At 67.6% G+C, this 20,743-nt stretch carries 20 protein-coding genes; 10 read left to right on the forward strand and 10 right to left on the reverse strand.

Translation table 11 applies throughout. The features are described 5' to 3' along the window. Positions 1–280 precede the first annotated feature (280 nt). A complete protein-coding gene (locus tag AB0M45_RS06755; RefSeq protein WP_364324108.1) occupies positions 281–643 on the forward strand; it encodes a sterol carrier family protein in 363 nt (120 codons plus the stop codon). 17 nt (positions 644–660) lie between these two features. On the opposite strand, the gene AB0M45_RS06760 is transcribed toward AB0M45_RS06755, so the two are convergent. Further along, positions 661–1,929 (reverse strand): ABC transporter permease, encoded by a 1,269-nt coding sequence (locus AB0M45_RS06760; protein ID WP_364324110.1) that lies wholly within the window; start codon positions 1,927–1,929, stop codon positions 661–663. Positions 1,930–2,145: 216 nt separating this feature from the next. On the opposite strand from AB0M45_RS06760, the gene purF reads away from it, so the two are divergent. Beyond that, on the forward strand, positions 2,146–3,738 hold the full coding sequence (gene purF / locus AB0M45_RS06765; RefSeq protein WP_364323701.1) for an amidophosphoribosyltransferase: 1,593 nt from the start codon (positions 2,146–2,148) through the stop codon (positions 3,736–3,738). Positions 3,739–3,989: 251 nt separating this feature from the next. Here the strand turns inward: purF and AB0M45_RS06770 are convergent, their stop codons facing one another. From AB0M45_RS06770 to AB0M45_RS06790, 5 genes are read right to left on the reverse strand one after another with little or no spacing between them, the layout of a single operon-like run. Then, a complete protein-coding gene (locus AB0M45_RS06770; RefSeq protein ID WP_364323703.1) occupies positions 3,990–4,379 on the reverse strand; it encodes a hypothetical protein in 390 nt (129 codons plus the stop codon). Then, the gene (locus AB0M45_RS06775) at positions 4,376–4,954 is read right to left on the reverse strand and encodes a hypothetical protein (RefSeq protein ID WP_364323705.1); all 579 of its coding nucleotides are present in this window, start codon (positions 4,952–4,954) and stop codon (positions 4,376–4,378) included. The genes AB0M45_RS06770 and AB0M45_RS06775 overlap by 4 nt, the downstream gene beginning before the upstream one ends. 12 nt (positions 4,955–4,966) lie before the next feature. Beyond that, entirely contained in the window at positions 4,967–5,176 is a 210-nt protein-coding gene (locus tag AB0M45_RS06780) for a hypothetical protein (RefSeq protein WP_364323707.1), read from the reverse strand. A gap of 5 nt (positions 5,177–5,181) precedes the next feature. Continuing rightward, the gene (locus tag AB0M45_RS06785) at positions 5,182–5,682 is read right to left on the reverse strand and encodes a DNA-directed RNA polymerase subunit beta (protein WP_364323709.1); all 501 of its coding nucleotides are present in this window, start codon (positions 5,680–5,682) and stop codon (positions 5,182–5,184) included. Positions 5,683–5,687: 5 nt separating this feature from the next. Then, on the reverse strand, positions 5,688–5,870 hold the full coding sequence (locus tag AB0M45_RS06790) for a hypothetical protein (protein ID WP_364323711.1): 183 nt from the start codon (positions 5,868–5,870) through the stop codon (positions 5,688–5,690). 683 nt (positions 5,871–6,553) lie between these two features. Between AB0M45_RS06790 and AB0M45_RS06795 the strand changes: the two genes are divergently transcribed. The 5 genes from AB0M45_RS06795 (at position 6,554) to purM (ending at position 13,141) form a co-directional block, all read left to right on the forward strand. Beyond that, positions 6,554–8,086: an ABC transporter substrate-binding protein gene (locus AB0M45_RS06795; protein ID WP_364324112.1), complete on the forward strand. Its 1,533-nt coding sequence runs from the start codon at positions 6,554–6,556 to the stop codon at positions 8,084–8,086. Between the two features lie 119 nt (positions 8,087–8,205). Then, complete coding sequence (locus AB0M45_RS06800; RefSeq protein WP_364324114.1) at positions 8,206–9,216, forward strand: ABC transporter permease; 1,011 nt, start codon at positions 8,206–8,208, stop codon at positions 9,214–9,216. Between the two features lie 83 nt (positions 9,217–9,299). Next, complete coding sequence (locus AB0M45_RS06805) at positions 9,300–10,250, forward strand: ABC transporter permease (protein ID WP_364324116.1); 951 nt, start codon at positions 9,300–9,302, stop codon at positions 10,248–10,250. Further along, the gene (locus tag AB0M45_RS06810) at positions 10,243–11,934 is read left to right on the forward strand and encodes an ABC transporter ATP-binding protein (protein WP_364323713.1); all 1,692 of its coding nucleotides are present in this window, start codon (positions 10,243–10,245) and stop codon (positions 11,932–11,934) included. Before AB0M45_RS06805 ends, AB0M45_RS06810 begins: the two co-directional genes overlap by 8 nt. Before the next feature lie 130 nt (positions 11,935–12,064). Next, positions 12,065–13,141: a phosphoribosylformylglycinamidine cyclo-ligase gene (gene purM / locus AB0M45_RS06815; RefSeq protein WP_364323715.1), complete on the forward strand. Its 1,077-nt coding sequence runs from the start codon at positions 12,065–12,067 to the stop codon at positions 13,139–13,141. Between the two features lie 149 nt (positions 13,142–13,290). Here purM and AB0M45_RS06820 read toward each other — a convergent pair whose 3' ends face one another. The 4 genes from AB0M45_RS06820 to AB0M45_RS06835 form a co-directional block, all read right to left on the reverse strand. Beyond that, entirely contained in the window at positions 13,291–13,503 is a 213-nt protein-coding gene (locus AB0M45_RS06820) for a DUF3073 domain-containing protein (RefSeq protein WP_039794982.1), read from the reverse strand. A gap of 174 nt (positions 13,504–13,677) precedes the next feature. Beyond that, positions 13,678–14,631, reverse strand: coding sequence for an asparaginase (locus tag AB0M45_RS06825; protein WP_364323718.1), 954 nt, complete (start codon positions 14,629–14,631; stop codon positions 13,678–13,680). Then, on the reverse strand, positions 14,628–15,416 hold the full coding sequence (locus AB0M45_RS06830; protein ID WP_364323720.1) for an MOSC domain-containing protein: 789 nt from the start codon (positions 15,414–15,416) through the stop codon (positions 14,628–14,630). The genes AB0M45_RS06825 and AB0M45_RS06830 overlap by 4 nt, the downstream gene beginning before the upstream one ends. Positions 15,417–15,517: 101 nt before the next feature. Beyond that, positions 15,518–16,633 carry a folate-binding protein gene (locus AB0M45_RS06835; protein ID WP_364323722.1) on the reverse strand — a complete coding sequence of 372 codons (1,116 nt, stop codon included), beginning with the start codon at positions 16,631–16,633 and terminating at the stop codon, positions 15,518–15,520. Positions 16,634–16,938: 305 nt separating this feature from the next. Between AB0M45_RS06835 and AB0M45_RS06840 the strand changes: the two genes are divergently transcribed. From AB0M45_RS06840 to cydB, 3 genes are all read left to right on the forward strand, one after another. Further along, positions 16,939–17,859 carry an aminodeoxychorismate lyase gene (locus tag AB0M45_RS06840; RefSeq protein ID WP_364323724.1) on the forward strand — a complete coding sequence of 307 codons (921 nt, stop codon included), beginning with the start codon at positions 16,939–16,941 and terminating at the stop codon, positions 17,857–17,859. A 349-nt stretch (positions 17,860–18,208) separates the two neighbouring features. Continuing rightward, the gene (locus AB0M45_RS06845; protein ID WP_364323726.1) at positions 18,209–19,702 is read left to right on the forward strand and encodes a cytochrome ubiquinol oxidase subunit I; all 1,494 of its coding nucleotides are present in this window, start codon (positions 18,209–18,211) and stop codon (positions 19,700–19,702) included. 9 nt (positions 19,703–19,711) lie between these two features. Then, on the forward strand, positions 19,712–20,743 hold the full coding sequence (gene cydB, locus AB0M45_RS06850; protein WP_364323728.1) for a cytochrome d ubiquinol oxidase subunit II: 1,032 nt from the start codon (positions 19,712–19,714) through the stop codon (positions 20,741–20,743).

The raw sequence follows: 20,743 nt of genomic DNA on the forward strand, positions 1-20,743 counted from the left end.
CGGGAAGAAGCAGCGGGGCAGGGGGCCGAGCCTCCTTGGCCATCGAGTGCAGCCGCGATGAAAACCATCCCTGCCCCGCTCGCACACCCCGATCAATCCGGACGACCGGAGGCACAAGAAGAAGGTAGGGCCGCGTGACCGTTTCGCCTACAGTCGCCCGGATCTTGCGCATCTTTCCCAGAGTGTGGTGCCGGGCAACTGTGCTGAGTGCTGGCCTCGGGTGTCGGGAGCGGAAAGTAAGGTCTGCTGCGTGGCGCGAGGGGCGGTTGATCCAGCGGAGATGCGGGCGGCGGTGGCGGCGGTGAGCGAGTGGCTGCGCGACGAGTCGGCGGGCGCGCCGGCGCGGACCGAACTCGCGGCGGCGGTGCGAACCACGGCGCGTTCGCTGGCGGCCTCGGCGCCGGGGCACTCGGTGGAGGTCCGGGTACCGCCATTCGTCGCGGTTCAGTGCATCGAGGGCCCTCGGCACACCAGGGGCACCCCGCCGAACGTGGTGGAGACCGATCCGCGCACTTGGCTGTTGCTGGCCACCGGCCTGCTCGACTTCGACGCCGCGGTCGACTCGGGTGCGGTCAGCGCATCCGGCACCCGCGCGGCCGAAATAGGTCACTGGCTGCCGATCGCCCGCGCCGCGACCGACTGACGTCCGCCGCGGGCCGCTCACGCTCGGACGCGGTTGCGCCGCTCCAGCCCCTTGCGGTCGTAGAAGCGGGTGACCACCGCGCCGAACACCAGCCCGATCGCGAGCCCGAGCACCGCCATCCACACCCCGCGGGTGAGCCCGGCGTCGAAGTTCGCGTCGAAGTACAGAATCGACCGCACGCCGAGGAACACCTGGTGCATGGGCTCGAACGAGGCCAGCCAGCCGAAGTACCGCGGCGTCGCCTCGATCGGCACGGTGCCGCCGGAGGACGGCAGGCCGAGGATGACGAACAGGATCAGGTTCACCAGCAGCCCCGCCGACCCGATCGCCGCCAGCATGGACAGCCCGGTCACGCCCACCGCGGTCATGGCCAGCACGCTGTAGAGGAACAGCGCGAGCGGATTGCCGATGGGCATGTCCAGCAGCGTGCCGACGATCAGGAACACCCCGGCGACGATGTTCGCCGCCAGCACGAACACGCCCCACTTGATCAGCAGCGTCGTGAACCGCGAGATCGGCGTCGGCGGATAGTGCACATACCACGGCCCGTACTCGGTGGGCACGAAACCGAGCTGAGCGTCGATCATGGTGTGGATGACCATCGCGCCGATCACTCCGGCCAGCAGCAACAGCAGCGCGTAGAAGAACGCGGTGAGGCCTTGACCGCTGCCGTCGGGCAACGGGTGGTACTGCTGCACGACCACCTGGACCGGCGAGGCGAGCGCGACCCTGGTCGCGCCGGACAGTTCGGGTGCGGGCGGGCCGCCGGGCCGCGGCGCCAGCTGCGCGCTGACCTGATCGGTCAGCTGCCTGCCGACCTGCTTGTTCACCTCGGTCAGCGCCTGGTCACCGATCCGGAGCACGATCTGGGTGCCGAACGCGCCCGTGCGTGGGTTCGTCTGCAGCGTGATGATGGGACGCTGGATGTCACCCGGTATGACGCTGCCCACACCGAGAATGCCGAGAACCTTGCTGAAATCGCTCGGGATGACGATCGCGCCGTAGACCTGCCCGGACTGCATCTGCCGCTCCGCCTCGCTGATGCTGATCACCCGCAGGTCGACCTTGTCGGACGGCACGCGTTGCACCAGCGCTTCGGTGATCTGATTGCCGAAGTTCACCTGCCTGCGCTCGTCCCCGCTGCCGATGACGTCCCCGACGTCCTGGTTGACCAGGGCGACGGGGAAATCGTGCAGGTTCTTCTCCGGATCGACGACGTAGTCGAGGTACATGATGCCCAGCAGCGCGGTCAGCAGGGGCAGCACGGCGAGGGGGAGCAGCACCATACGAGGCCAAGGCCTGCGATCCTGGGGCGTGTCCGACCCCGGCTTGCGCGCGTCATCCGTAGTCGTCACGTTGCGCACGGTAACAGCTGACGGTGGCGAAAATCCGTAGCTTCGGTCATCCCCAATTGCTGCTCGGATGCGGTGGCGGTGCGAAGGCACGGGCGTGCACCCGTAGAATGAAATCTGCCCCCAGCCCGCCCGAACAGGGAGCAAACGGTGACCAACGCCGAACTGCCGGTCGACAGCACTTCCGCCACCTCGTTTTCCGCCCCCGACGCCGACGAGAACGAGCCGCGCGAGGAGTGCGGTGTCTTCGGAGTCTGGGCGCCGAGCGAGGAAGTGGCCAAGCTCACGTACTACGGCCTGTACGCGTTGCAGCACCGTGGGCAAGAGGCGGCGGGCATCGCGGTGTCGGACGGCTCACAGATCCTCGTCTTCAAGGATCTCGGTCTGGTCAGCCAGGTATTCGACGAGCAGACCCTGGCCGCCATGCCCGGTCACATCGCCGTCGGCCACTGTCGCTACTCCACCACCGGCGGAGTGACCTGGGAGAACGCCCAGCCCATCTTCCGTACCACCGCGGTCGGTTCCGGACTAGCCTTGGGGCACAACGGAAATCTCGTCAATACCGCCGAATTGGCCGGTCGTGCACGGGAACTCGGTCTGCTCGGCGCTTCGGTCCGCGGTGGCCGTCCGCAGCCCGCCGCGGCGACTTCCGACTCCGACGTGGTCACGGCCCTGCTCGCGCACGCCGCGGCCGATTCCAGCATCGAGCAGGCCGCGATGGAGCTGCTGCCCACGCTGAAGGGCGCGTTCTGCCTGACCTTCATGGACGAGCACACCCTCTACGCGGCGCGCGACCCGCACGGCGTGCGCCCGCTGTGCCTGGGCAGGCTGGAGCGTGGCTGGGTCGTTGCCAGTGAGACCGCCGCGCTGGACATCGTCGGCGCCGCGTTCGTCCGGGAGATCGAGCCCGGCGAACTGCTGGCGATCGACGCCGACGGCGTGCGTTCGATGCGCTTCGCCAACCCAGAGCCCAAGGGCTGCGTCTTCGAGTACGTGTATCTGGCCCGGCCGGACAGCACTATCGCGGGCCGGTCGGTGCACGCGACCCGGGTGGAGATCGGCCGCCGCCTGGCGAAGGAGCATCCGGTCGAGGCGGATCTGGTGATCCCGGTCCCCGAATCGGGCACGCCGGCCGCCGTCGGTTACGCGCAGGGGTCGGGGGTGCCCTACGGCCAAGGCCTGATGAAGAACGCCTATGTGGGGCGCACGTTCATCCAGCCGAGCCAGACCATCCGCCAGCTGGGCATCCGGCTGAAGCTCAACCCGCTGCGCGAGGTCATCCGCGGCAAGCGCCTGATCGTCGTGGATGACTCGATCGTGCGCGGCAACACCCAGCGCGCACTGGTCCGCATGCTGCGCGAGGCGGGCGCGCTGGAGATCCACGTGCGGATCGCCTCGCCGCCGGTGAAATGGCCGTGCTTCTACGGCATCGACTTCGCCTCCCGCGCGGAACTGATCGCCAACGGCGCCGGTACCGAGGACGATGTCGCGGACATGGTCGAGGGGGTGCGCCGGTCGATCGGCGCCGACAGCCTCGGCTACATCTCCATCGAGGGCATGATCGCCGCGACCGAGCAGCCGCGCTCCCGGCTGTGCTCGGCGTGCTTCGACGGCGACTATCCGATCCCGCTGCCCACCGAGGCGGCCATCGGGAAGAACGTGCTCGAGGGCATGCTGACCGGCCAGTCCGAGTCGGTGCTGTTGAGCGAGAACGCGAATGCGAGCGCGCTGAGCCGTCCGTGAACGGGGACGGTCGCTGAGCAGCTCCTCGGCATGCCGTGCTGAACCGCTCTCGAGCGGCGGCGCGGTGGTTTCGTGCTGGTGCACGCAACAAGGCGCGGATCACATCGGCAACCGGGAGAACCGCAGCACCGCAGGAGAATTCGTCGCCCACTATTCGCCGCAGTATCGCCTGCGGCGGACGGTAGGGATCAGGGGTGCAAACCCGGGACTGACGAAGCCCCACCCGTAGCGGATTCGGGTGGAGCTTCTGATCAGGCCGCGAGCGGTCCGGCTGACACTCGCCGGCCGTCGCGGGTGTTCACAGTGACGTGCGGCATGTCGCTGCCGTACGCGCGGATTACCGCGAACGCCAAACCGTCCTCCCCGATCGGTGCGACATGTTCCTCGAGCGAGGAAGCCACCGACAGGGAAACCGCATCGTGGGCAGCGAGACCGAGGACCGCGAACCAGCCCTCACCGGATCGGTCGGCAGTTGCGGACCGGAACCTGGTTCCGAGTCGCTGCAACGGCTCCCAGTTCGGGGTGTGTTCGTGCCGGGGTTCGGTGGGCCGGGCTGCGCCGAACGTGGTTCCGTGCGTCGCCCAATGGTCGCCGTCGGGGTGGACGAACACGATGTAGCGGCCGTGGCTGCCGTCGATCACGACAGCAGCGATGTCGTCGCGGATGACGGCGCTGACCGGGGTGCGATCCCGGTCAGCATCCGCGAGGGCATCGAGGGCCACGGTGACCGCTGGATGGTCCAGAGTGTCCATTGGTCATTCCCTTCCCGTGGTGTCAGCAGATCGCCGAGATGGTCGAGCTGTTGTCGCTGCCGCGGTCCCAGTTTGCCGTTGAACGCGTTCACGATCACCTGTGTATGGAACCCGTACAGGACTCCGGCACTCGAGCAGGACGCGGAGTACAGCGTTTCGACATCCGGGTCGGTCGAGGTGTCCGTGCGTTCGGCCTGCACGTACCGTTTCCCGTGGGAGGCATCGTAACGCCACAGCTTGGTCGTGACGCTGCGCAGCGAGGGCCGACCGGTGCAGTGCACCTTGAACCCGTACGAGATCGATGCGATCGAGTTGTGGCCGTTCTTGCGGGGTTCGATGGCGTGCGGGAAGCACACCACCTCGTCCTTGGAGGTGGGGACAGGTTCGGCGTGGGCGACGGTGGCGGTGCCCAACATCAGGCTGCCGGTGAGCAGGGCAGTGCGGATGGCGGTGGCGATGGCCATTGTTTCCTCCCGTTAGTCGATTTTCGATCGTTCGTGCTCGTAGCGGACCTGTTCCCACAGCGAGCGCGGCATGAGGTCGACGCACTCACCCAGCGTTGGCGGGATGCGGAATCGGATGCTCGAACCGTCCGCGCGTTGCACCAGCAGCACACGGATCACCTCCGCCTCCACCCGCCACACCACGGTCTCGCCGTTCAGTTCCGTAATGCGCCGCTCGGCCATGCGGGTTACCTCCGCCGCCCTGGTCGCGCACGCACGCCGGCACGGATGGCCTCGATTGCCGCCAGCCCGGACGGCCGGTAGGAATCGCGTGGGGCCTGCGCCCACAGCCGAAACCCCACAGCCCCAGCATCATCGGCAGGGGAGGGCAGCGCGATCTGCGCTCCGATCGGAGACAAGGTCGCGTTGAGCCGGAACAACTCGGTGAACAGCGGCATCTCATCGCGGACGTCCGGCCTGATCAGGAATGTCCATCGCTTCGACCGTGGATGCGAGATGATCGGCCCAGCCGGTGCGGCCTGGTTCAGATGGTTCTTCACCAGCGCGCCGAGCTGCGCGGGCACGGTGATCGCGCCGACGCTGCCGGATAGCACGAAGATTCGGCCCATCTGCGGGTCTATCCGTGCGGGCAGCCCGCACACCCGCTGGTAGAACTGGCACCGGGACACCGGAGTGTCCGCCAGGACCACGGTGTCATCGTCCGCCAGATCTGTTGTCCTGTCCGTCATTCGAGTCACCACCGATCACGTGGCAGCCGCTTCCGGTCGATACCGGTGGTGTCGCCGATGGTGATCAGGTAGTCGCGTGGGATGCCGAGCCGGTCGTCCAGCACCTCGGTGCCGACCCACTTGCACCCGCCGGGAATGTTGCGATCGTGCGGCCCGATCCGGCCGTCCTCGAAAGGGGCGAGCCGCAAGCAATGCTGGGTATCAGGACACCGCACACGCGATAGCGGCCCATTCGGCGTTTCATCGCTTGTCGCCCACTGCCCGACCCCCGACAGCCGGACTGCGCTGACCCGTTGAGTTAGGCGCTTATCGGATTCGGCAACCCGATCGTCCTCAGCATGTACGTGGCGCGGCAACGCCGTGAAATCATCACCGATACCGTCGTCGTCCCGACCCACAGTCAAACCCCTCCCTGCTCGCCAATTGGAAAGGCGCCCGGCGCAGGGGATTTCACCCGCCAGTTGGGGTGAAGACGCTGGCGGTGGGTGTCGGCCGGTGCTTCGGTCGGTGACCCATGGGTACAGTTTTGGACTGTCGCGCACTGCGATGTGGCGTACTCGAGACATCGCCTCTCGCGGTCTCTGGCAATTCTGGACGTACGACCGGTTTTTTCCGCCGCGTCATCGACGCGACGCATAACCCCTGCTGACGACGCGGCTATTTTTCTTCGAAAACGTAACGTGCCGAAAATGCTTCGTAGGTACGGTGCCGATCAGATCGGAAGTTCACCCGTGTCCGTACCGGGCCTGCGATCCAGGGGAACGCGGTGCGGCGCTCGAGAAGTGGGGCCGTGATGAGGAATTCGAGGAGTGGGCGGCGGACCGGGGCGCGAACCATCGCGGCCGTCGGCCTAGTGGCGTTGGCCGCATCAATGGTGGCGGGCTGCGGTTCCGGAAGAACCGGTGACGGTGGCGGCGCAGGATTGGTGGCGGGCACCACCGACAAGATCTTCTCGCTCGACCCGGCGGCCGCCTATGACAACGGGTCGCTGGTCGCCGAGACGCAGATCTACCAGTACCTGCTCAACTTCGCTCCCAGCGACGCGACCCCACGGCCGGACGCGGCGCAGAAGTGCGAGTTCACCGCGCCGACGGTGTACACGTGCACCCTGAAAGAGGGCCTGAAGTTCGCCAATGGCAACCCGTTGACCGCGACCAGCGTCAAGTTCTCCTTCGACCGGATGCTGCGGATCAACGATCCGAACGGCCCCGCGTCGCTGCTCGGCAACCTGGAGAAGACCGACGTCGTCGACCCGCGCACCGTCGCGTTCACGCTGAAGGTCGCCAACGACCAGACCTTCCCGGCGATTCTGCCCACCCAGGCCGGACCGATCGTCGACGAGAAGGTGTACGCGCCCGACACGGTGATGGCGGACGATGAGGTGGTACGGGCCAAGGGCTACTCCGGCCCGTACACCATCGCGAGCTACGACAAGAACAAGCTGGTGGAGTACCAGGCGTTCGCCGACTACAACGGCATTCTCGGCACCCCGAAAACCAAGACGGTGTCGACCAAGTACTACGCCACCGCCGACAATATGAAGCTGGACCTGCAGAACGGGTCGCTCGACGTCGGATACCGGTCCTTCACGCCCACCGACGTCGAATCATTGCGGGGCGACAACAAGGTCACCGTGCATGAGGGTCCCGGTGGCGAGCTGCGCTACATCGTGTTCAACCTGAACACCATGCCGGGTGGTACGCCGGAGCAGAAGCTGGCCGTCCGCAAGGCCGTCGCCGCCACCGTCGACCGGGCCGCGCTCGCCGACGGCGTCTACAAGAACACCTATCTGCCCGCGTATTCGTCCGTGCCGCACGGCATGCCGGGCGCGGCGGAGCCGTTCAAGGACATCTACGGTGCCAAGCCGAACAAGGATCGGGCCGCGAAGTTCCTCGCCGACGCCGGTGTCGCGACGCCGGTCGAGCTGAACCTGCAATACAACCCGGACCACTACGGCTCCAGCAGCTCCGAGGAATACGCGGCGATCAAGTCGCAGCTGGAAGCCACCGGCCTGTTCCTGGTCAACCTGCAATCCACCGAGTGGGTCACCTACCAGCGGGAACGTGCGCGCGACGCGTACCCGCTCTACCAGTTCGGTTGGTTCCCGGATTTCCCGGACCCGGACAACTACCTCAGCCCGTTCTTCGGGCCGAACAACTTCCTGCAGTCGCATTTCGAGGACCCGGGCATCTCCGCGCAGCTGATCGCCGAGGCGACCCAGCCGGACAAGGACAAGCGGATGGAGCAGATCAGGCAGGTACAGCGTGACCTGGCGCAGAACTTCCTGCCGATCGTTCCGCTGTTGTCCGGCAAGCAGATCGCGGTCTCGGCCAATGACGTGCAGGGCGTCGAGCAGACGCTCGACTCGTCGTTCAAGTTCCGCTATACGGTGCTGAGCAAGTGAGTTCCGGCGACACTGCCGGGCCCGGGACGACAACAGCGCCGGATACGGCGCAGGCCCGGGTCCGGCGCTTCGGGTTGCCGCGAACCGTCAAGGGCGGCGATGACTCTCGGTACCTTGCGCTGCTGCGCTATCTGGGCGTGCGCCTGCTGCTGATTCCGGTGACCGCGTTGATCCTCGTGACGGTTGTGTTCTTCCTGATGCGCGTGGTCGGCGACCCGATCAGCGCCGCGATGGGCGGGCGCATGACGCAGGAGCAGATCGAGGCGCGAAAGGAGGCGGCCGGGTTGAACCGGCCGATCCTGGCCCAGTACTGGGATTACCTCTCCGGGCTCATGCGGGGGGACCTCGGTCGCTCCCAGGACAACCGGGAGATCAGCGAGGTCGTCGTCACCTATGGCGCCGCATCGCTGGAACTGGTGTGCTGGGCGCTGGTCGTCGCGTTTGCGATCGGTGTACCGCTCGGCAGACATGCCGCTACTCACCGGGATTCGGCCGCCGACACCGGGCTGCGGTTGCTGGCCATCCTGTTCTACGCCGCGCCGGTGTTCTTCGTCGGCTTGCTGCTGAAGCTGGTGTTCGCGGTGGAGCTGGGCTGGTTGCCGGTGGCGGGCCGGGCCAGTACCAACGTCGAACTCCAGCTCCAGCATGTTTCGCCCAAGACCAACATCATGGTGATCGACGCGATCCTCTACGGCGATAACGAATATCTGGTCGACGTGCTGAAACACGCCGTGCTGCCGGCGATCGCGCTCGGCTTGCTGACCGCGGGCATCTTCCTGCGGCTGGTGCGGATCAACCTGATCCAGACGCTGCGCGCGGACTACGTGGACGCCGCACGGGCGCGCGGCCTGTCCCGCCGGGTCGTGACCGGACGACATGCCTTCCGCAACGCGATGATCCCGATCGTCACGGTGATGGGCATGCAGATCGCCATGATGCTCGGCGCCTCGGTGCTCACCGAGACGACGTTCGAATGGAAAGGGCTCGGCTACCAGCTCGCGTCGTATCTGTCGGCGCGGGATTTCATCGCCGTGCAGGGCATCGTCGCGTTCATCGCGCTCATCGTGGCGGTGATGAGTTTCGTGGTGGACGTCCTGGTGGCGCTGATCGATCCGAGGGTGAGGTTCTGATGACCGCTCCGGAACTGCTGAACGAACCGGTGCTCGCGCCGCCGGTGCCGCGCCGGGGCGTGCCCGGCCTGCGGCTGTTCTCGATGACCGCGGGATTGCAGCGCGCGACGCTCATCCTCGGGCTCGGCCTGGTCGGCGTCTTCGTGCTCGCCGCGCTCTTCGCCCCGCTGATCGCGCCGTACGGATTCGCCCAGAGCGCCGCCGACGGCGTCGATTTCGCCCGTCAGCAGGCGCCGTCGGCCGAGCACTGGTTCGGCACCTCGGTGCGTGGGGAAGACGTGTTCTCCAGGGTGATCTACGGTGCGCGCACCGCACTGTGGGTGATCGCGATCTCGCTGGTGCTTTCCCTGCTGATCGGTGTGCCGCTCGGGTTGCTGTCCGGCTATATCGGCCGCTGGCCGGACCGGGTGCTCGTGCTGTTCATGGACGCGATGTACGCCTTCCCGACGCTGCTGCTGGCGATCGTGGTGTCCATCGTGGTCGCGGGTGGCCGCTCGACAAGTCTGGGCGGTGTGCTGTCCGCCGCGGTGGCGATCACGGCGGTGTTCGTGCCGCAATACTTCCGGGTGGTGCGCAATGCCACGGTGGCGGTGAAGCAGGAGCCGTACGTCGACGCCGCGCGGGTGACCGGCGCGTCGACGTCGCGAATCCTGTTCCGGCACATCCTCGCCAACGTCACCCAGTCGCTGCCGGTGATCGTCACGTTGAACGGATCGGAGGCCATCCTCACCCTGGCCGGCCTGGGTTTCCTCGGTTTCGGCATCGAACCGACCCAAGCAGCGGAGTGGGGCTTCGACCTGAACAAGGCGCTGCCGGACGTATCCAACGGCATCTGGTGGACCGGCATCTTCCCTGGTGTCGCCATCGTGCTCGTCGTGCTCGGCATGACGCTGGTCGGTGAGAGCCTCAACGAAGTGCTCAACCCGATCCTGCGCACCCGTCGGGCCGCCGCACCGAGTGCCGCCGCCGAGCAGCCCGAAACCGTTCCGGGCGCGCACGACGGAGTCGGCGGGAAGGACACCACCAATGCCTGAGTCATCCACGGCGGAGCGAGACCGCCCTGCCCTGTCGATCGAATCGCTGTCGGTCACCTTCGCCACCGACGCGGGGCCCGTGCACGCGGCCACCGACGTGTCCTACGAGGTCTATCCCGGCGAAGTACTGGCCATCGTCGGCGAATCCGGCTCCGGGAAGTCGGTGAGCTCGCGGACCGCGATGGGGTTGTTGCCGCAGACCGCCTCGGTACGCGGCCTTGTCACCCTGGGAACCGAACGGATCACCGGGATGAGCGAGCGGCAGCTCACCGCTGTGCGTGGCGGCGCGATCTCGATGGTGTTCCAGGAGCCGGGTCTGGCGCTCGACCCGTTGTTCACGGTGGGCTTCCAGATCGGCGAGGCGCTGCGGGCACACACCGATCTGGGCAAGAAGGCCGCCAAGGCGCGCGCGGTGGAGTTGTTGCGGACGGTCGGGTTGCCCGATCCGGAACACCGGGTGGACTACTACCCGCACCAGCTCTCCGGCGGGCAGAAGCAACGTGTGATGATCGCCATCGCCATCGCCTGCGAGCCCAAGGTGATCATCGCCGACGAGCCGACCACCGCGCTCGACGTCACGGTGCAGGCCGAGATCCTGGCACTGCTGCGTGACTTGCGCGACCGGATCGGCAGCGCGATCGTCCTGATCACCCACAACATGGGCGTTGTCGCCGATATCGCCGACCGCGTGGTGGTGATGCGCGACGGCGCGGTGGTCGAGGAAGCGCCGGTGGACGAGCTGTTCACGAGCCCCAAGGCGGAGTACACCCGCTCCTTGCTGGCCGCGGTCCCGCATCTGGGCACCGAACAGATAGACCACGGCCCCGCCGAACCCGCTCGAGCCGAGGGCGAGCCGGTGCTCGAGGTCCGCGATCTGGTGGTCGAGTTCCCCGGGCCGTTCGGTCGCCCGAGATTCCGCGCGGTGGACGAGGTCAGCCTGCGCATCGGACCGGGCGAGACGCTCGGCTTGGTCGGCGAGTCCGGGTCGGGCAAGTCGACCATCGGACGCTGCGTCGCGGCGCTGCAACGGCCGACCTCCGGGGTGGTGCGGGTGCGCGGGCAGGACATCGCGGGCCTGTCGCAGCGTAAGCTGCGACCGATCCGGCGACGCTTCGGATTCGTGTTCCAGGATCCGGCCAGCTCGCTGAACCCGCGGCTCACCATCGGCGACTGCGTAGCCGAACCGCTGATCGTGCACAAGGCCGGCAGTTCGGCGCAGATCCGCGCCAGGGTGCGCGGACTGCTCGACGACGTGCGGCTGCCCGCGGGCGCCGAACACCGGTACTCGCACGAGCTGTCCGGTGGGCAACGTCAGCGTGCGAGCCTGGCCCGCGCGCTGGTACTCGACCCCGACCTGCTCGTCGCCGACGAGCCGACCAGCGCGCTGGACGTCTCGGTGCAGGCGGCGGTGCTGGAACTGTTCGGGCAACTCCAGCGCGAATGCGGCTGGGCGTGCCTGTTCATCAGCCACGATCTCGCTGTGGTCGATCAGCTCGCCGACCGAATCGTGGTGCTGCGCAACGGAGCGGTGGTCGAGCAGGGCGACCGGGACCACATCCTGCGGGCTCCGCGGGAGGACTACACGCGGCGTCTGGTGGCCGCGGTACCGGTGCCCGACCCGGCGCGGCAGCGTCGCCGCCGGACACGGATGGCCGGACTGTTCGACGGGAACGAGTCGGACTGATGGTCCGTATTACGGTTCGCGCTGCCCTATTGTCAAGAGGGCGAGCCAACACCGGTGCGGGGTCGTTATCCCGCTCCGGTAGCGTGAGCAGGCATCTATCCGCCGATTCGGTTTGGAGCTTTCCCCGAAAATGACTGAACAGACCCCAAGTGGTGGTGCTTCGTACGCCGCGGCAGGCGTGGACATCGAGGCAGGTGATCGCGCCGTCGAGTTGTTCGGGCCATTGGCGAAGAAGGCGACCCGGCCCGAGGTTCAAGGCGGCCTCGGCGGCTTCGCCGGGCTGTTCGCGCTGAAGGGTGGGTATCGGGAACCGCTGCTGGCCGCCTCCACCGACGGCGTCGGCACCAAGATCGCGGTGGCGCAGGCGATGGACAAGCACGACACCGTCGGCCTCGACCTGGTCGCGATGGTCGTCGACGACCTCGTGGTCTGCGGTGCGGAGCCGCTGTTCCTGCAGGACTACATCGCGATCGGAAAGGTCGTTCCGGAGAAGGTCGCCGAACTCGTCTCCGGTATCGCCGAAGGGTGCGTGCGCGCGGGATGCGCGCTGCTGGGCGGTGAGACGGCCGAGCATCCCGGCCTGATGGACCCCGACGATTACGACCTGTCCGCGACCGGCGTCGGCGTGGTCGAGGCCGACGCGGTGCTCGGGCCGGATCGGGTCCGTCCCGGCGACGTGGTGATCGCCATGGGCTCCTCGGGCCTGCACTCCAACGGCTACAGTCTGGCCCGCAAGGTGCTGCTCGACATCGACCGCATGTCGCTCACCGGGCATGTCGAGGAATTCGGCCGCACCCTCGGCGAGGAACTGCTCGAGCCAACCAGGATCTACGCCAAGGATTGCCTCGCGCTGATCGCCGAGACCGACGTGCGCACGTTCGCCCACGTCACCGGCGGCGGTTTGGCGGCCAACCTGGCCAGGGTGCTGCCCGCCGGCATGGTCGCCGACCTGGATCGCGGAACCTGGAATCCGGCACCGGTGTTCAAGATGATCGCCCAGCGCGGCCGGGTGGATCGGGCCGAGATGGAGAAGACGTTCAACATGGGCATCGGCATGGTCGCCGTCGTCGCCCCGGAGGACGTCGACCGCGCGCTGGCCGTGCTGACCGCGCGGCACATCGAGTGCTGGACGCTCGGCACGGTCAAGAAGGCCAAGGACGCCGACGCGGTGCGCGCCGTGCTGGTCGGTGAGCATCCGCGATTCTGATATCGGCGGAAGACACACCAGAGTCCCGCATCCTCATCCGATGCGGGACTCTGGTGTATTGCAAGCCTTTTCGGCGCCAGTCCCGTCAACCCGCGACAACGCTCGAAGGGGGAGGCCCGTCGGCCTCCCCCTTCAAGACGTAATCCGAGTCAGCGGCGCCAGTCGTCGTAGTCGTCGTCCTCATCCCAGCGGGACAAGGAGTCGTCCGCGTCGTGCTCATCGGACAGCACACCACCACTCCGCTGGGAGTTGGGGCTTCCCGAAAGCTCGCGCTGAAGGCTCGCGAAGTCGGTCGTGGGCGAGCTGTATTTCAGCTCGCGTGCGACCTTGGTCTGCTTTGCCTTAGCCCGGCCACGGCCCATGGCTGACCCCCTCGCGTCACAGCGGGGCGGCCTGGGGTTTGGTGGCGGCCCCGTTCGAATTAATACTCTTCCTGACAGACACTTTAGCGTGTGTCTGCCGGTCTCGCTTCCAGGAGTGGGTGAAGAACTCCGGAACTGGTGCCGTTTGCCCGCTTGTCGCCCCGCGAGAAATCGCTACACGACCCCGGGTATCGCGCGGATCACACCGACTCGGGCGCCGCCGCCGAGCACAGCGGGTGCCGCGAGTTCCGCATGCGCATCGGTCCATTCGATCCCCATCCGATGCAGAATGGCCAGCGTCAGCGGCATCCGGGCGCGGTCGTGACCGTCGTCGATCTTGTACGCGAAGGACGATCCATCCGGCAGCGCACCCGCGTGCACACCGTCCGCGCCGATCTTGCACAACAGTCCCGGGGTTGCCCGCATAGCGAGCAGGTCGGGGCCGTTCGTGCCGGAAATCACTCGCGGATGTGCGCGGACGGCGTCGGCGACCCGGCGTTCCGGGGTGCCGGGTTCGGCGGTCGCCATGGCCGCGAACACCTTGGCCAGGTTCACCAGCGACACCGGGATGATCGGCAATCCGCAGCCATCGATGCCGAGATCGGATTCCGGCTCGCCGGTCAGATCGGCCACCGTGGCGACCACCGCGCGTTGCAATGGATGCGCCTGGTCCAGGTAGCCCTCGGTGGGCCAGCCATTGATCGCGCAGGTCGCGAGCATCGCCGCGTGCTTGCCGGAGCAGTTCATGTAGATCGGGCGCGGCTGCTGTCCGTCGGAGAGCACCGCCGCGCGGGCGCGCTCCTCGAACGGCAGGTCGGGTGGGCACGCGAGGGATGCCTCGGAGAACCCGAACCGGTCGAGCAGCCTGCGCACCAGCGCGATGTGGTCCGGCTCGCCGTAGTGCGACGCGGTGGCGATGGCCAGCTCGGCGTCGTCGATCGGCTGGAAACCGTTGCGGAGCAGGGTGATCGCCTGCATCGGTTTATTCGTCGAGCGCGGGAAGATCGGCAGGTGCACCTCGCCCAGCGCCAGGGTGGGTTCGCCCTCGGCGTCGAGCACCACCACCGAGCCGCGGTGCACACACTCGCGGAAGCCCGAGCGGACGACTTCGACCAGTTCCACGCTCACGACTCCGCCTCGCTGGCGCTCGGCTCCGTCGTGCGCGAGGGCGCGCTGTGTTCTCGGTTCGCTCGCTGACGCTCGCTCACGACTCCGCTCCGATGCTCGGTTCTTCTATGCCGTCCTTGCGCGCCGGCAGCGCGTGCGGCGTTGGTCTGCCTGCGCGCGTGCCGTTCGATCTGCATCCGCACGTCGTCGGAGATGGTCGGCTCGTCGGCCAGCAGGATCGCGAGCAGGTCGAGATCGGCACCGGTGAACACGTCGCGGACGGTGATGCCGTGCTCGGGGACGTGCACCACCGTGACCCGATCGCCGGCGCCGATCGTGCCTTCGGTGAGCACTCGCAGGTAGGCGCCGGTGTCACTGCGCAGCGCGAACCGCTTCACCCACTGCAGCTCGCCGCTCCAGTGCTGGAACGTGGCGCACGGTACCCGCGGCGCGCTCACTTCCAACAGGGTGTCGCCGATCGACCAGCGCGAGCCGATCACCGCGTCGCTGACCGGAAGACCGGCGACGCGCAGGTTTTCGCCGAACCAGCCCGCGGCCAGCTCGCGGCCGAGTTCCGTGCCCCAGCGGCGGGCGTCCTCATCGGCGTACGCATAAACGGCCTGGTGCACGCCACCGTGGTGCTTGGTGTCGCAGACGTGGTCGCCCGCCAAACCGAGAAAACGCACCCCGACCCGGCCGGCTACCGGCCTTTTGTCGATCGCCGTGCGACCGACTCGCCCCGGTACCTCGAGGTCGGCGTGCACGACGCAGGTGGCGAGGACCTCTCCGGAGTCACCGATGCGCATGGACAGCGCTCCTCTCGTCATGGATAGGGAGCTCGGCGCTGAGGGGGATGGGTACGCCGGCGGGGGAAGGCCCCTGGCCGACCGGTCGTTCGTCAACGGGTTCAGCGCCCGCGGAGCCGGTCGACCGCGATCCGGCCGGCCTGCGGCGCGTCGTCGGCAGGCACCGAATCGGGATCGATGGCCGCCGCGACCGGGCCCGCGACGAGTGCGGTGTCGGCCGGAACCGTGCGCTTGATGAGAGCCAGCGCGACGGGGCCGAGTTCGTAGTGATCGACGACCGTACCGAGCCTGCCTACCGCGCGGCCGCCCGCGGTGACGTCGTCGCCGGTGGCCGGACGTTCGTCGGCCGAGCCATCCAGATGCAACAGCAGCAGGTGCCGCGGCGGTTTGCCGAGGTTGTGCACCCTGGCGACGGTCTCCTGGCCGCGGTAGCAGCCCTTGTCGAGATGGACGGCGCCGTGTTCGGCGACGCCGCCGATCCAGTGGGCCTCATGGGGGATGGTCCGTTCGTCGGTATCCAGTCCGATCCGCGGACGAACGGCCGCGACGCGCAGTGCCTCGAACGTCCACATCCCGGCGGGCGCCGCTCCGGCCGCGGTGAGCTGGGCCCACCGGTCGGCCAGCTGGTCGCGTGGGATGACCAGATCGAAGGAGTCCGCCGTCGGCCACGGCATCCGGCGCAGGAAGCCACCGCCGGGCAGCGGCGTCGCCTGGTACGCGCCAGGAAGGGCGGCGATGCCGAGCGCGTCCGTCAGCTCGGCGACCCGTGGCCCGAACAGGCTCAGCACCGCGTGGTCGGTCGCATCGACCGGGTGCGCGTCGGCCCAGAACACCATCTTCTGCAGGAACGCGAGCAGGTCGGCCCCGCGCTCGCCTTCGGTGTCGATCCAGACCGTGCCGTCCAGTTCGGTGAGCACGAAGTGATGCAGCACCCGGCCGTTCAGATCCAGGTCGAGATTCTCCGCGGACTGCCCGTCACCGAGGGCGGCGACATGCTGACTGGAGATGGTGTGCAACCAGGTGAGGCGCTCGGCGCCGGTGATGCGCAGGACGAAGCGGTGCGATCGGTCGACGATCGCGGCGCGGTCCACCGCGGCGCGCTGTTCGCCGAACGGATCGCCGTAGTGCCAAGCGACGGCGGCGTCGGGCGAACCCGCCGCTCCCGGCACGGCTCCCGACACACTGAGGATGGGGCTGGGCGCAACGACCACGGACACCTTCTCCACTCTAGGCGGCTGCCTCGCCTTCGCTCACCCCGGCGCGGGCTAACGGCGGACTTCGTCCGGCTGCGCTCTTTCTGCGGTTGCCTCTGCCTGGGCTCACCCCGGCGCGGGCCGAGCGCGGACTTCTCCGGCTGCGCCTTCTCTGCGTGGCGTACACCGGGCTGCCGAGCCGGAACTGGGCATAGCGAATCGGCATTTTGCGAGTATTGCGACCGATGCCGCCAGGAACATTGACAAAAGGTCTTGCGAAAGCGGCCGTGACATAGGCATTGTCCGCCCCTACCGCCTACGCTCGACGCATGGTGGATCGAGTTCTGGTAACACTCGATGGCGTGGTCCGCGATGCGGACGCGCCGTTGTTGTTTGCGGACGATATTGGCGTATTGCGCGGCGACGGTGTCTTCGAAACGGTTCTAGTGCGCGCAGGAGTCGCGTGCGCGATCGAATTTCATCTAGGCAGGTTACGTCGCTCCGCGCAGGCGTTGGATCTGCCCGAGCCGGAGCTGGGGAAATGGCGGGAAGCGGTCGAGACTGCTGCCAAGGAGTGGGGCAGCGAGCGCGAAGGGATCATGCGGCTGGTGCTCACCCGCGGCCGCGACTCCGAACTGTCCGGCGCGCCCGACAAGGTGAAGACCGGTGATCTCGCCGCCGCCGTGCCGGTGCCGACGGCCTTCGTTCTGGTGGTGCCGGTGCCCGAGCGCGTCGAGAAGGCTCGCACCGAAGGCGTCGCGGTGGTGAGCTTGTCGCGCGGTATCTCGATCGACTTGGCGCAGGCGGCGCCGTGGCAGCTACTCGGGGCCAAGACGCTGTCCTACGCCACCAATATGGCCGCGCTCCGGTTCGCCGCGCGGATGGGCGCGGACGACGTGATCTTCACCAGCACCGAGAACCGGGTGCTGGAGGGTCCGCGGTCCACCGTCGTGATCGCGCGCGACAAGCAGTTGATCACCCCGCCCGCCAAGAACGGCGTGCTGCCCGGCGTCACCCAGCGCGCGCTGTTCGGCGAGGCCGAGAAGGCCGGCTGGCAGTGCCGCTACGACTCGCTGTTCACCGCCGATCTGCTCACCTGCGACAGCATCTGGATGCTGTCGAGCATCTCGCTGGCGGCGCGGGTGAACTCGCTGGACGGTCTGCGGATGTCCGCGCCGGACAACGCCGGGGAGATCATCGAACTGGTGAATCGAGGCATCGAGCGGGCAGGCGCCATCGGTGACTGGTAAGCGCTCCTGCGCCTCTCCAGGTCTTCAGGCCGTACTAGTCGGGGACTGCGGGAGCGTTCAGGTCCTGCGGTGGGGTGCCGCTCGAGTTGTGGGCGTACCCGGTGAATTACCCCTGTGCTGACGAGTTCAGTTGTCGCGTCAGCGAGACGCCGACCCGTGGTGCAGCTTCGCTGATCGGTGCCACCCCCGTGATCTCCGTCCTACTCGGGCGGGCACGGGGTGGCGGTGAGCACGGGAAAGCGGCGATTCGGGCGGAAAGGCCCGGGATAGCGTGGTCTAGGACTCATTGTTGCGGCGTGCCTCCGGCGTAGTCTTACTACGACACGTCGTAGATACGTAGGAGGTCGGCTTGAGTGCCCTGGACATCTCCCGATGGCAATTCGGCATCACGACGGTCTATCACTTTCTCCTGGTGCCGCTGACCATCGGTCTCGCGCCGCTGGTCGCCGCCATGCAGACGGCATGGGCGATCACCGGCAAGCAGCACTGGCTGCGGCTGACCAAGTTCTTCGGCAAGCTGTTCCTGATCAACTTCGCGCTCGGTGTCGCGACCGGCATCGTGCAGGAGTTCCAGTTCGGCATGAACTGGAGCGAGTACTCCCGGTTCGTCGGTGACGTGTTCGGCGCCCCGCTCGCCCTGGAGGGTCTGGTCGCCTTCTTCATGGAGTCGACGTTCCTCGGCCTGTGGATCTTCGGCTGGACCCGATTGCCGAAACTGCTTCACCTCGGCGCCATCTGGATGGTCGCCATCGGCGTGAACGCCTCGGCGTACTTCATCGTCGCGGCCAACTCGTTCATGCAGCATCCGGTCGGCGCCAAGTACAACCCGGAAACCGGGCGCGCCGAGCTGGAAAGCATCGTCGCGGTGCTCACCAACAACACGACGCTGGCCGCCTTTCCGCACGTGGTCGCCGGATCGTTCCTCACCGCGGGCACATTCGTGGCGGGCATCGCGGGCTGGTGGATGGTCCGCAACGCTCGAACCCGCGACGAAGTGAAACTCGCCGAGGCGCGCACCATGTGGCGACCCGCCGCGCGGGCGGGCATCGCCGTGCTGATCGTGTCGCTGGCCGCGCTGGTCTACACCGGTGACGTTCAGGGCAAGCTGATGTTCGAGCAGCAGCCGATGAAGATGGCGTCGGCGGAATCGCTCTGCCACACCGCCACCGACCCCCACTTCTCCGTGCTCACCGTCGGCACGCACAACAACTGCGACAGCGTCATACACGTGCTCGAGGTGCCGTACGTGCTGCCGTGGCTGGCCGAGGGCTCGTTCAGCGGGGTGACCCTCGATGGCGTCGTAGACCTGCAGAAGGCCTACAACGAACACTTCGGCGTCGGCGATTACCGGCCGAACCTGTTCGTCACCTACTGGTCGTTCCGCGCCATGATCGGCCTGGCCGCGGGCTCGGCGCTGCTCGCCCTGGCGGGGCTGTGGCTCACCCGCCGCGGCCGGGTGCCGGACCAGCAATGGTTCTCCTGGCTGAGCCTGCTCGCCATCCCGACACCGTTCCTGGCCAACAGCGCCGGATGGGTGTTCACCGAGATGGGGCGCCAGCCGTGGGTGGTGGTGCCGAATCCCACCGGGGACCCGAACCTGCGCCTCACCGTGCAGCAGGGCGTCTCGAACCATTCGCCCGGCGTCGTGCTGTTCTCGCTGATCACCTTCACGCTGCTGTACGGCGCGCTCGCGGTGGTGTGGTTCTACCTGATGCGCAGGTATGTGATCCATGGGCCTGATCCCGTCGCGCCGGCGCAGGGCGAGTCGCGCGACACCGACGAGACCTCCGGCGGCCGCCGCGCCGAAGAACCTGCCGTCGAACAACTTTCGTTCGCGTACTAGGAGCCGGCGATGAGTTTGCAAGAGTTCTGGTTCGTCCTGATCGGTGTGCTGTTCACGGGCTATTTCGTGCTGGAGGGCTTCGACTTCGGCGTCGGGATGCTGATGCCGATCCTGGGCAAGGGGTCCGATACGCGACGGCGCGTGGTGCTCAACACGATCGGGCCGGTGTGGGATGCCAATGAGGTCTGGCTGATCACCGCGGGCGCCGCGATGTTCGCGGCGTTCCCGGAGTGGTACGCCAGCCTGTTCTCCGGCTTCTACCTCGCGTTGCTGCTGGTGCTCGTCGCGTTGATCCTGCGCATCTGCGCCATCGAGTACCGCGGCAAGATCGATGACCCGCGCTGGCGCGCCCGCTGCGACATCGGCATCGGTATCGGTTCCTGGATTCCGGCGCTGGCCTGGGGCTGGGTGTTCGCGAACGTGGTGCACGGGGTTCCGCTGGACGAGAAGAAGCAGTTCGCCGGCTCGGTGGCCGACCTGTTCGGGCCGTACGCTCTGCTCGGCGCAGTGGCCACCGGGCTGCTGTTCGCGCTGCACGGCGCGATGTTCCTGGTGCTCAAGACCGGCGGCGAGGTGCGCGCCGCCGCACGGCGCGCCGCCCGCCTGCTGCTGCCCCCGGCCGTGGTCGTGGTCGGTGGATTCGGGTTGTGGACCCAGCTGTCCTACGGGACCGGGTGGACCTGGATTCCCTTGGCGCTGGCGGTGCTCGGGCTGCTCATCGCGGCAGCGGCCGATTTCGCCCAGCGCGACGGGTGGGCGTTCACCGGCACCACGGTGACCGTGGCGGCGGCGACCGCGTTGCTGTTCGGGTCGCTGTTCCCGAATGTGCTGCCCTCGACGATCGACGCGGCTTTCGACCTGACCATCCACAACGCGTCCTCGACGCCCTACACCTTGAAGGTGATGAGCTGGGCAGCGGCGTTTATCGCGCCGGTCGTGGTGGTGTACCAGGGGTGGACGTACTGGGTTTTCCGCAAGCGGATCACCGTCGAGCAGATTCCCGCTCCGGTGGGCCTGCCCTTGGGCTCCGTGCAGGATTGA

Source organism: Nocardia sp. NPDC051787, assembly GCF_040681325.1.
In the GTDB taxonomy this organism is placed as follows: domain Bacteria; phylum Actinomycetota; class Actinomycetes; order Mycobacteriales; family Mycobacteriaceae; genus Nocardia.

Bases quoted from the DNA above. Each gene is read 5' to 3' on its own strand.
- AB0M45_RS06810 (WP_364323713.1), top strand. From the start codon at position 10,243: ATGCCTGAGTCATCCACGGCGGAGCGAGACCGCCCTGCCCTGTCGATC.
- AB0M45_RS06820 (WP_039794982.1), bottom strand. From the start codon at position 13,503: ATGGGCCGTGGCCGGGCTAAGGCAAAGCAGACCAAGGTCGCACGCGAG.
- purM (WP_364323715.1), top strand. From the start codon at position 12,065: ATGACTGAACAGACCCCAAGTGGTGGTGCTTCGTACGCCGCGGCAGGC.
- AB0M45_RS06760 (WP_364324110.1), bottom strand. From the start codon at position 1,929: ATGGTGCTGCTCCCCCTCGCCGTGCTGCCCCTGCTGACCGCGCTGCTG.
- AB0M45_RS06830 (WP_364323720.1), bottom strand. From the start codon at position 15,416: ATGCGCATCGGTGACTCCGGAGAGGTCCTCGCCACCTGCGTCGTGCAC.
- AB0M45_RS06785 (WP_364323709.1), bottom strand. From the start codon at position 5,682: ATGACGGACAGGACAACAGATCTGGCGGACGATGACACCGTGGTCCTG.
- AB0M45_RS06755 (WP_364324108.1), top strand. From the start codon at position 281: ATGCGGGCGGCGGTGGCGGCGGTGAGCGAGTGGCTGCGCGACGAGTCG.
- AB0M45_RS06840 (WP_364323724.1), top strand. From the start codon at position 16,939: ATGGTGGATCGAGTTCTGGTAACACTCGATGGCGTGGTCCGCGATGCG.
- AB0M45_RS06795 (WP_364324112.1), top strand. From the start codon at position 6,554: ATGGTGGCGGGCTGCGGTTCCGGAAGAACCGGTGACGGTGGCGGCGCA.
- AB0M45_RS06780 (WP_364323707.1), bottom strand. From the start codon at position 5,176: ATGGCCGAGCGGCGCATTACGGAACTGAACGGCGAGACCGTGGTGTGG.
- AB0M45_RS06775 (WP_364323705.1), bottom strand. From the start codon at position 4,954: ATGGCCATCGCCACCGCCATCCGCACTGCCCTGCTCACCGGCAGCCTG.
- cydB (WP_364323728.1), top strand. From the start codon at position 19,712: ATGAGTTTGCAAGAGTTCTGGTTCGTCCTGATCGGTGTGCTGTTCACG.
- AB0M45_RS06805 (WP_364324116.1), top strand. From the start codon at position 9,300: ATGACCGCGGGATTGCAGCGCGCGACGCTCATCCTCGGGCTCGGCCTG.